At 73.2% G+C, this 9,829-nt stretch carries 7 protein-coding genes and 1 pseudogene; 4 read left to right on the top strand and 4 right to left on the bottom strand.

Annotated features, from left to right (window positions below; genetic code table 11):
* On the top strand, positions 1-995 hold a 995-nt coding region (locus tag I003_RS0126595), incomplete at its 5' end, for an SGNH/GDSL hydrolase family protein (protein WP_027774283.1).
* 149 nt (positions 996-1,144) lie between these two features.
* On the opposite strand, the gene I003_RS36215 is transcribed toward I003_RS0126595, so the two are convergent.
* The 4 genes from I003_RS36215 to I003_RS33350 all read right to left on the bottom strand — a co-directional run bounded on the left by I003_RS36215 (position 1,145) and on the right by I003_RS33350 (position 6,713).
* Positions 1,145-3,121: an ATP-binding protein gene (locus I003_RS36215; RefSeq protein WP_486584399.1), complete on the bottom strand. Its 1,977-nt coding sequence runs from the start codon at positions 3,119-3,121 to the stop codon at positions 1,145-1,147.
* Between the two features lie 219 nt (positions 3,122-3,340).
* On the bottom strand, positions 3,341-3,907 hold the full coding sequence (locus tag I003_RS0126585; RefSeq protein ID WP_027774281.1) for a TetR/AcrR family transcriptional regulator: 567 nt from the start codon (positions 3,905-3,907) through the stop codon (positions 3,341-3,343).
* 4 nt (positions 3,908-3,911) lie between these two features.
* A complete protein-coding gene (locus I003_RS0126580) occupies positions 3,912-5,381 on the bottom strand; it encodes an MFS transporter (RefSeq protein ID WP_027774280.1) in 1,470 nt (489 codons plus the stop codon).
* A 360-nt stretch (positions 5,382-5,741) separates the two neighbouring features.
* On the bottom strand, positions 5,742-6,713 hold the full coding sequence (locus I003_RS33350) for a DMT family transporter (protein ID WP_051368514.1): 972 nt from the start codon (positions 6,711-6,713) through the stop codon (positions 5,742-5,744).
* 46 nt (positions 6,714-6,759) lie between these two features.
* Between I003_RS33350 and I003_RS0126570 the strand changes: the two genes are divergently transcribed.
* From I003_RS0126570 to I003_RS33345, 3 genes and pseudogenes are all read left to right on the top strand, one after another.
* Entirely contained in the window at positions 6,760-7,281 is a 522-nt protein-coding gene (locus I003_RS0126570; protein ID WP_027774279.1) for a MarR family transcriptional regulator, read from the top strand.
* 302 nt (positions 7,282-7,583) lie between these two features.
* Positions 7,584-8,762, top strand: coding sequence for a hypothetical protein (locus I003_RS0126565; RefSeq protein ID WP_027774278.1), 1,179 nt, complete (start codon positions 7,584-7,586; stop codon positions 8,760-8,762).
* Positions 8,763-9,055: 293 nt separating this feature from the next.
* A pseudogene (locus I003_RS33345) lies at positions 9,056-9,829 on the top strand (SDR family oxidoreductase).

The following is a 9,829-nucleotide window of genomic DNA, read 5'->3' as shown; positions in this document are numbered from 1 at the left end:
CCCCGGCCACCGCCGTCGAGCTGGACGTGGTGGCCACCAAGCGGGTCTATGCCGGAGCCCCGCCGCGCCCCGGCGGGGTGTACGAACTCCTCGTCGACGGACGGCTTACGGGCCGGGCCGGCGCGGCGGACGGCGACGTACTCACCATCGACATGGCCGCCGGGACCACGGACATGCGGCCCGGGCCGGTTTGTACCCTGCGGTTCACCGGGCTGCCCGGTGACGACAAGGACGTGGAGATCTGGCTGCCGCACGACGAAGCCACCCGGCTGGTCGCCCTGCGCACCAACGCCCCCCTCCGGACCGTACCGTCCCGCGGCCGCAGGGTCTGGCTGCACCACGGCAGCTCGATCAGCCAGGGCTCCAACGCCTCCGCCCCGACCGGGACCTGGCCCGCCCTGGCCGCGGCCCTGGGCGGGGTGGACCTGGTGAACCTGGGTTTCGGTGGCGGAGCCCTGCTCGACCCGTTCACCGCCCGCGCCATGCGCGACACCCCCGCCGACCTGATCAGCCTCAAAGTCGGCATCAACATCGTCAACGCCGACCTGATGAGGCTGCGCGCGTTCGCCCCCGCCGTCCACGGCTTCCTGGACACCCTCCGCGAAGGGCACCCCACCACCCCCCTCGTGGTCACCTCCCCGATCTACTGCGCCATCCACGAGAGCACCCCCGGGCCCAGCGCACCGGACGCCGGCGCGATGAGCGAGGGGCGCGTGCGCTTCATGAGCACCGGCGACCCCGAAGAGACCGCCGCCGGAAAGCTGACTCTCACCGTGATCCGCGACGAGCTCGCACGTATCGTCCGGCAACGCGCCGCCTGCGACCCGCACCTGCACTACCTCGACGGGCTCGATCTGTACGGCGAGTGCGACTACGCACGACGGCCGCTGCCCGACGAACTCCACCCGGACCCCGCCACCCACCGGCACATCGGCGAACGCTTCGCCCACCTCGCCTTCGGCGACGACGGCCCCTTCGCCGCGAAGCGGCGCTGACGGCCCGGGAACGGTCAGCCTGCGAGCTGCTTCCGCAGTGCTTCGGCCTCGTGGATGGCCGACATGTGCAGGAACTTACCGTCGCGGACCCGGTAGATGGCGTACCCGATGATCTCGACGGACTTGCCGGCGGGGCCGCAGTGCCTCGGTCACCGGCCGAGCCCGATGAGGAGTGGCTGCGTCCGTCCGCCCGGCACGGTGGTGCAGGAGAACACCGCGTATCCGGGCGGAGCGGCGGTCGTCAGCTCGTACTCCGTCCAGCGCCGCGCGGTACCGGCGTCGGTGGTGTAATCGGCGTGCCATACCTCGGTGAAGTGCCGGGCGTCCAGCGGTGAGAGCCGGGCGCAGGCGATCCGGCAGCCGACCGCGTCGAGGAGCGGCCGGCGCAGGTGCCAGGGCACGTCGTCGGTCAGGCTGCGCAGAGTCAGCAGGGCACCGGCGTGGGCCGAGCGCAGCCTGCGCAGGCCCTCCAGAGTGCGTACGGTCACGGCCTGGGCGGCGTCGTCGAGGATGAGGAACGCGAACACGTTCTGGTCGTGGCATGCGGCGGCCGACCTGGTGAACTGCCCCAGCAGCAGCCGCGCCAGGACGCGGGACGCCGCAGGGTGCCGGCGCTCGGGCAGGTCGATGCGGATGCGCACCGGCTGGTCCAGCGCACGCAGTGACACCGGGTGGCGCGGCGGCGCGTGCCGGTCCTCGTGCGGGGTGAAGCAGCCGGCGAACGCGGGGCGGTCCAGGAGCGCGACGTTGTCGGCCAGCAGTGTCCGGCAGTCGCCGGGTCCGGTCGGGTGGCCGGCGAGCAGCGTGTCCAGGCCCCGCAGGCACGCGGTGTCGTACGCGCCGCCGTCGGCCATGTCAGCGAGCGCGGTGCGCAACTCGTGCACCGCGTCGTCGCCGTCGAGTAGTTCGCGCAGCTCCGCGAGGCCGGGCAGGCGGCCGTGTACGCGTGCGAAGGGGGCGTTGAGCCGGGCCAGCAGCATGGTCGCGGCGCGGTTGCCGTCACCGCTTCCCGGAGGCATGGCCAGGTTGCCGAGCAGGGCGTCGGCGAGGTCGCCGGCGGCGGCGTCCGGGTCGTCGGTGCCGTAAAGGTCGAGGCTGTACGGCGAACGCGGGTCGCCGGGACGTACGACGACGTCGAACGCGTCGTCCGGGAGCGGCGCGTCGGTGTCCGAGGTGACGAGGACCACGGATGCCTGGCAGGCGAGCGCCTGCAGGCACAGCGACTCCGTCACGGGTCGCACCAGTTCGCCGGTCTTGCCCGCCCCGCTGGGCCCGACGGCCAGTGCGGAGGCGGCGAGCACGCCGGGGTCGAGGGCGATCCCGGCGGTACGGAGGGCGTACGGGTTGGCCGCGGTGTCGACGGCGGTGCCGATGCGTACCTGCCGGAGCAGAAGGTCGTGCTCGGCGCTGCGGGCGGGCAGGTCGCGCGCGCCGGAGCTGTGGGGGAAGGCGCCTGCTCCCCGTGCCGTGACCTCCTGGACGAACGCGGCGGCATGACCGGGGTGGTGGGGGTCGCGTGCCTGCCAGGCGTGCGTGATGCGGGCGTGGTCGACGTCGGACAGGGAGCCGGACGCCAGTTCCGCGGTGAGCCGGTCGGCCGCCGTGGCGGCCCCCGCCGCACGCAACTCCGGCCACCTGGCCGGATCCGTGTCCGGAGACGGCGGTGGCTGCGGTGTGTGTGCCTTCTGCGCCGCACGCAGGCGGCGCAGGAGGTCGCCCCAGCGGCCGACCCGCGCGCAGACGACGAGGACGATCGCCAGGATCAGCGCGTAGTAGGCGTAGGCCAGCGAGATGCGAATCCAACTCCTATCCCAGTCCATGGCCCACTCCACCGGCACCAGCCATAAGTATCCCAGCCGCTCCGTCCACAGCAGTCCGCACAGGAGGGTGCCGGCCGATGCCGTGGCCAGCGCGACGGCGACGAGCCACGCCAAGGGTGTCTCGTCCCTGGGCCGGTGGCCCCGTCGCCAAATGCCCGGGCCGGCCTCGGGGCGTGGCGATCGCAGCCAGTCGGCCGTCGAGAGCGGGGCGGCCGGGCGCGGCGGTGGGTACGAGTGCGGCGGTGGAGCCGACCGCCTCCACAGGGACACGGGCGGGACGGACCTCAGCGGCGGCCAGGTCGGCATCTCGGCGTCCTCAGGACGCTCGTCGTGCCGACGAGCGTCCCCGGAGTCCATAGAGCGCCCCCATTTCGCCACAACGCCCGGCCACTCCCCAATTTACCCAGAGTGAGCGGCTGCGACCCCTTGAATCGACCCCGGCCTGCGCGGTGCGGGCGTTGACCGGCGACGGGCGCGAAGCAAGGCTGTGCAGGCGCGGGCTGGAATGCTGCCCCTCTGACAGCGTCAGGGTGTCAGCAGCACCTGCACCGTCGGGGCGAAGCGCCGCACCACGTCCTCGATCGCCCCCGCGCGCAGCTCGGGGCCGCGCGCGATCCCGTACATCACGCCCAGGCCCACCAGCTGGGCCACGGCCAGCTCGGCACGCAGCCCGGCGTCGGGGCCGGTCAGGCGGAGGGCGAGATGATCCACCACCTGGGTACGGAAGTTCACCCGCAGGACATCGCCGTCCTGGCCGTGCAGGGGAGCGAAAGCGATCCGCAGGAGCGGGTCGGCACCCCGTTCGCGCTGGCTTTCGAGGATGTGCCGGACCATGTGGGCGCCCAGCTCGCCGAGGGGGGCGTCCAGCAGAGCACTGGCGTCGGTTTCGAAGGACATGACTCCGGCGAACAGGGCGTTCTTGTTGCCGAAGTACTTCACGATCAGCGGCGGGCTCACCCCGGCGCGTTCGGCAACGTCCTTCAGGGTGATGTCGGCGTGCGGGCGCCGGGCCAGCAGGTACCGGGCCGCGCGGAGGATGGCGAGCTTGCTCGTCTCGGCGTCCCGCCGGGGGGCGGGTGCGGGGGTGCTCATGCCTTTACGCTCCCTTCTCGGTCCTCTCCGGGGCGACGGCGGACACCCTGCGGCGTGGCTGGCGCGGCACATCGGCCGCCGCCGCATCGCGCGGGATGACCAGGGCTGCGGCGCATGCCACGAGGGCGATGACGCCGGCCATGGTGAACGTCAGCAGATAACCGTGCAGCGTGGCGGCCCGGGCGCCGCCGACGTCGCTGGTGTGGTGTACCAGGATGGCCGCGACGGCGGCGCTGGACGTGGCCTGGCCGATCGTGCGCATCAGAACGTTGACGCCGTTGGCGGAGGCCGTCTGTTCCGCCGGGACGGCGCGCAGGATCAGGGTGGGGAGTGCCGAGTAGGCCAGGGTGGTGCCGGTCGAGACCACCGTCGCGCCCGCGATGATCATCCACAGATCGCGGCTGTCGGCGATGCGCACCGCATAGCCGCAGGCGATGACGGCGGCGCCCAGCGCCAGGGTGACGCGCGGCCCGCGGGCCTCGGAGATCCGGGCGGAGACGGGCGAGAACAGGAGCATGGTGATACCGCCGGGCAGCAGGCACAGGCCGGTGGCGACGATGGACAGTTCGAGTCCGTAGCCGGTGGCCTTCGGTGCCTGCACCAACTGGGCCGTCACCAGGGTGTTGGCGTAGAACGCGAAGCCGGTGAGCAGGGCGGTCACATGCGGCAGGCCGACCCGCGGGTGTGCTGCGAGCCGCAGATCCACCAGTGGTGCCTTCGCGCGCAGCTGATGCCACGACCACAGGGCCAGGACCACCACGGCGGCGAGGAAGAGGACGAGGACGGGCCCGCTGGTCCAGCCCCACTGCCCGCCCTGGGAGACGCCCAGCAGCAGGCACACCAGACCAGCGGCGAGCCCCAGGGTGCCGACGACGTCGAAGCGGCCCGGCTTGCGGACCGGCGACTCCCGTACCGCCCAGGCGACGGCTGCGATCCCCAGCGCGCCCAGGGCGCTGGTCAGCCAGAACATCACATGCCAGTCGGCGTACTGGATCACCAGGGCGGCCAGCGGCAGGCCGAGGGCGGCTCCGACCCCGACGGTGGAGCTCATCATGGCGACGGCCGATCCGCGGCGCTCCGGGGCCAGTTCGTCGCGCAGGATACTGATCGACAGCGGTACGACGGCGGCCGCCGCACCCTGGAGTGCACGGGCCGTGATGATCACGGTGATGTCGGAGGAGACCGCGCACATCACCGACCCGACCGTCATCAGCGTCAGCGCCGAGATCAGCACCCGCTTCTTGCCGTACATGTCGCCGGCCCGGCCGAGCACCGGAGTGAGTACGGCGCCGGCGAGCAGTGTCGCGGTCACCGTCCAGGACACCGTTCCCGCCGAGGCGCCGGTGAGCCTCGGCAGGTCCGGAAGGAGCGGTACGACGACGGTCTGCATGACCGCCATCAGGATCCCGCCGAAGGCCAGTGACGGGATGGTGAACCGACCCCGCAGGCCGGGTATCGGGGCGGGTTCCGTCATTGACGCGCTCTCCGGCGACTCGACACGATGAGGTGAATTTCCATTCACCATATCAGGTGAATGGAAATTCACCTACGGGCCCAAAGTGCCCGGGTCCGTCGGTAATCCCAGGTCGCGTTCCCGCGCCTACGAGCCTCGCCCACCTGTCGGCGGAAGGTCCCTGAGGAGCCGGGAGCCGTACTCAACGAAGGCGTCCGGGGCCGCCGACCTCTCCCGCGGGGGAGCGGCGGCCGTGAGGACCGGTGCCGGCGGGCACGTGCACCGATGCCGGGACCGGTATCACGGGCACCAGCGGATGCGTTCACCGCCGCGCACCGCACCGGCGCCGACGAGCGGGTTCTCGGGCTTATCTGCTCGCGCTCACCACCGCGGTCGCCCGCGCATACAACGGCGGACCGCCGTGCGCCGACCGTCTGCTGTCCTTGATCCCGGAGGGCATGCAGAGGTGACCCGCGGTGCGCCGGCTGTCCGCTCCCGCTCGGCTCGGCGTGCGGCGGGACGGGCGACGGTCACACTCGCCAAGGTCAGTGCCAGCCCCGCCAGTTGGCGTCCGGTCAGTGCCTCGCCCGCGACCGCGGTGCCCAGCAGCACGCCGGTGACCGGGTTGAGCAGGCCGACCAGGCCGACGGTCGCCGCTGGCAGCCGGCGCAGACCGGCGAACCAGGCGACGAAGGCCAGCGCTGTGGCGACCAGGGCGACGTAGCCGAAACCGAGCAGTGCCGGAGCGTCGAGCGCCGGTGGCCGGCCCTCGACGGCCGCGGCCGCCGGGAGCAGGATCAGGCCGCCGGCCACGAGCTGCCACGCCGTCGTGGCCAGGGTGTCGGTGCCGTCGCTCCAGCGTTTGGCGAGGAGGTAGCCGCACGAGGACATCGCCATGGCGCCCGCCGATGCCAGGACGCCGACGGGATCGATCGACGCGCTCGCGGTCAGCAGCATGAGGCACACACCGGCCGCGCCCGCCACCGCCGCTGCCAGATGGCGTGCTCGCGGCGGCTCGCGGACCAGGGGCCAGGCCAGCACCGTCATCACCAGCGGGGCGGTGGCCATGACGGTCGAGGCCACGCTGGCCGGCAGGCGCTGCGCGGCCACGTAGACGAGGGCGAAGAACCCGCCCATGTTCAGCACACCGAGCACCAGGGACCGCCACCACCAGGAGCCGCGCGGCAGCGCCCGGCGCACGGCGAGCAGCAGCAGCCCGGCCGGCAGGGCCCGTATCGCCGCGCCGTACAGCGGCCGTTCGGGCGGCAGGAACTCCCCGGTGACGTAGTACGTCGTGCCCCACGCCACCGGTGCGATCGCGGTGATCACCGACCAGCGCCAGGTAGCTTCCACGGAAGCAATATAGCTTCCTCGGAAGCTAGTGCGCTAGTATGGCCGCGTGGAGGAGAACAGCGCAGCACCCCTGGACCATGTCGCCCGGATCCAGGCCGAGTGGGCTCGGGAACGCCCCGACCTGGACATCACCCCGCAGGCGGTGATCGGCCGGCTGCACCGGCTGGGTGCCCTGCTGACCCGGCGACTGTGCCTCGTCTACGACCAGTACGGGCTGAGCGAGGGCGAGTTCGACGTGCTGGCGGCCCTGCGGCGGGCGGGGGACCCGTACGAGCGGGCACCCGGCGAACTGGCCGCGCACACCATGGTGACAACGGGCGCGATGACCAAGCGGATCGACCGTCTGGAACGCAACGGGCTGGTCACCCGGCGCCGCTCGGCAAGCGACGGCCGCGGCCGCGTGGTCGCCCTCACACCACCCGGTCGCAAACTGATCGACCAGGCCTTCACGGACCACATGCGCAACGAGCGCGACCTCCTCGACGCAGTCACCCCCCAGGAGGCCGCCCAGCTGCAAACCCTCCTGACCACATGGCTGACCCACCTGGAACAGCCCGACACGACGTAATCCCCGCGGCAGGCCGAAACAGAGCTGCACACCCCCTCAACACCGGGCCCGCCACGTCCACGTGCAACGGTGCTGACGACGAGCGGAGCCAGCCCGCGCGCCGCACCCGCCTGTACGGCCACCGCCGCCTGCGCCGGCTCCTCACCGGCGACGGCCTCGAACCGCTGCCCCCACCGAGCATGACGCCGACCTCCCCGACGTCGACGAAACCCGCCGGCAGACCCACCAACCGGCGGCCGGTCGCGTCGACATGGCGCAGCTACCTCTCCGGCGGCACCGGGAGCGCCCGCTAGGATCACGGGGTGTTCGAGCGGCGGCACGAGTCCCGGATGCGGTCCGCGTTCGCGCGGGCCACCCGCCTGGAGGGCGAGGGAGACCACCGCGGGGCACTGCGCGGCTACCGCGACGCGCTGCGTGAGTACCACTGGCTTCTCGACCACGGGCGCCTGCCCGCGGTCCTTCCCACCGGCGTCCACGTGCAGGTCGCAGCAACCGACGGGGCGTACCGGATGCTGCGCGAGCTGCACCGCCGCGCCCCCGCGGAAGCCCGGCCCGACCTGACCGCGGAGCTGACCGCCGCGCACACGGCCGCGGTCCGCACACTCCTCGGCCGGGCCCGGGTGCACCGCGAACAGGGCCATCTCGCCGAAGCCCACCGCGACTTCGGCACCGTCGTCGAGGACAGCGACGGCGACCTGAGGGGCCAGGCCGCCCGGGAACTCGCCGAGATGATCGACGACGCCCGCGGCAACCGGCGCCACGACCGCTACCCCGTCACCCCGTACGACCGCGACCAGCCACGCCGGGTCCCCACCCCCGCCGCCGGCCCCGAGCCCCGCGCGAATCTCCGCGCCCTCGGCTACGCCACCGAGGCCGACGCCCGCGCCGCCGCTATCCGTCTTTGCCGCACCGCCCTCGCCCACCCCACCCCGCTCTTCGAACGCCACGGCGTCTCCGCGCTCCTCGCCCAACTGCTGGAGGACCACGGCGACGCCGCCGGCGCCGCAGCGGCCCACGCGCACCGGGAGATACCACTCCTCCTCGACGGCGCCCTGTCCGCCGCAGACCACAGCCACTCACACCCCCGGGCCCAGGAGTTCGCCCCGTACGTCATCGCCCGGCTGCACCCCACCGAGACGATCGAGCACCTGTGCTGGTCGACCCTGAAGCTGCCCCGCCCCCCGGGCTCGTACCGGACGGGCTACCTCATCCGCACCAGCGAACGGCTGCTGTTCCTGGAGGACTTCTTCTACCCCCACCTGCGCAGCGACGACGGGCAGCCGCCGGACTACGAGGCGCTGGCCGTCGAACGCACGCACGTCCGCGGCACGTTCTCCACGAACGAGCACGGCGTCGTCCGCTGGCACCTGAGGTTCGGGCCCCGGGCGGACGGCGCGATGGCACACCAGGGAGAGGTCTGCGTAACCCTCGGCAAGGACGCCGGCCCGTGGCGCACGCCGCCACCTGTCTCGGACGCCTGATTGCCGGTGACCGCGCTGGTCCGCCGCGTCCCCGGGAGCCGAGGCGGCCCGCCAGTAGGCCTCGCGGGCGGGCCCGCCTCGCCCGGACCGCCGGGATCTGCGACGTGTGCCCGCCGCTCGGATCGGCGAGGCCGCCGAACCCCCCCCGTGGCGCCCGCCCAGCCACGTCTCGGCTGTACCCGGACGTCGCGTCCGGCGTTCAGGCCCGGGCCCGGCCGTCCTGCCTGGGTGCGCTGCACCCAGGAGAACGCCGCCTCTCCCGCTGGCGCTCCGGCCGGGCCAGCCTCGAGGCCATGAGCGCGCAGCAACCAGAACGCGAGCCCGCCGAGCCGGCCGGCCGCAAGGTCGTCCTCGTCACCGGCGCCAGCAGCGGCATCGGCGAGGCCGTCGCCGCACGGCTCGCCGCAGAGGGGCACCTGGTGGTGGCCGGTGCGCGCCGCACCGGTCGACTGAAGGAACTGGCCGAACGCACGGCCGAGTCGGCCGCCCGCTCCGGCGGCGGCCTGCAGCCGGCACGTCTGGACGTGACGGACCGCGCGGACGTCGCGGCCTTCGCCCAGGCTGCTCGGAGCGCCACGACCGCGTCGACGTCCTCGTCGCCAACGCCGGGGTCACGTCCCTGTCGCGCCTGGACCCCCTGCTCGTCGATGAGTGGGACCGGATGATCGACGTGCACGTACGCGCCCTGCTGCACGGCATCGCCGCGGCGCTGCCGGTGTTCACCGCGCAGGGCTCGGGGCACTTCGTCACCGCCGCGAGCGTCGGCGCCCACGAGGTCGTGCCCACCGGCGCCGTCTGCTGCGCCACCAAGTACGCGGCCTGGGCGATCACCGAGGGCCTGCGCCAGAAGTCCGATCCCTCGACCCGGGGCACCACCGTCTCACCCGGGGTCGTCGACTCCGCACTCGCCGGCACCGTCACCGACCCGGCGCCGCCGAGGCCATGCGCACCTACCGCGCCCACACGATCAGCCCCGCGCCATCGCCGACGCCGTCTCCTACACCCTCGCCCAGCCGCCCGGCGTCGACGTCAACGAGATCGTCGTACGCCCTGTCCGGCGGCGCTGA

The sequence above is a fragment of the Streptomyces sp. CNQ329 genome (assembly GCF_000482585.1).
The sequence above is the reverse complement of the archived record's forward strand: the minus strand, read 5'-3'. Positions and strand labels throughout refer to the sequence as shown.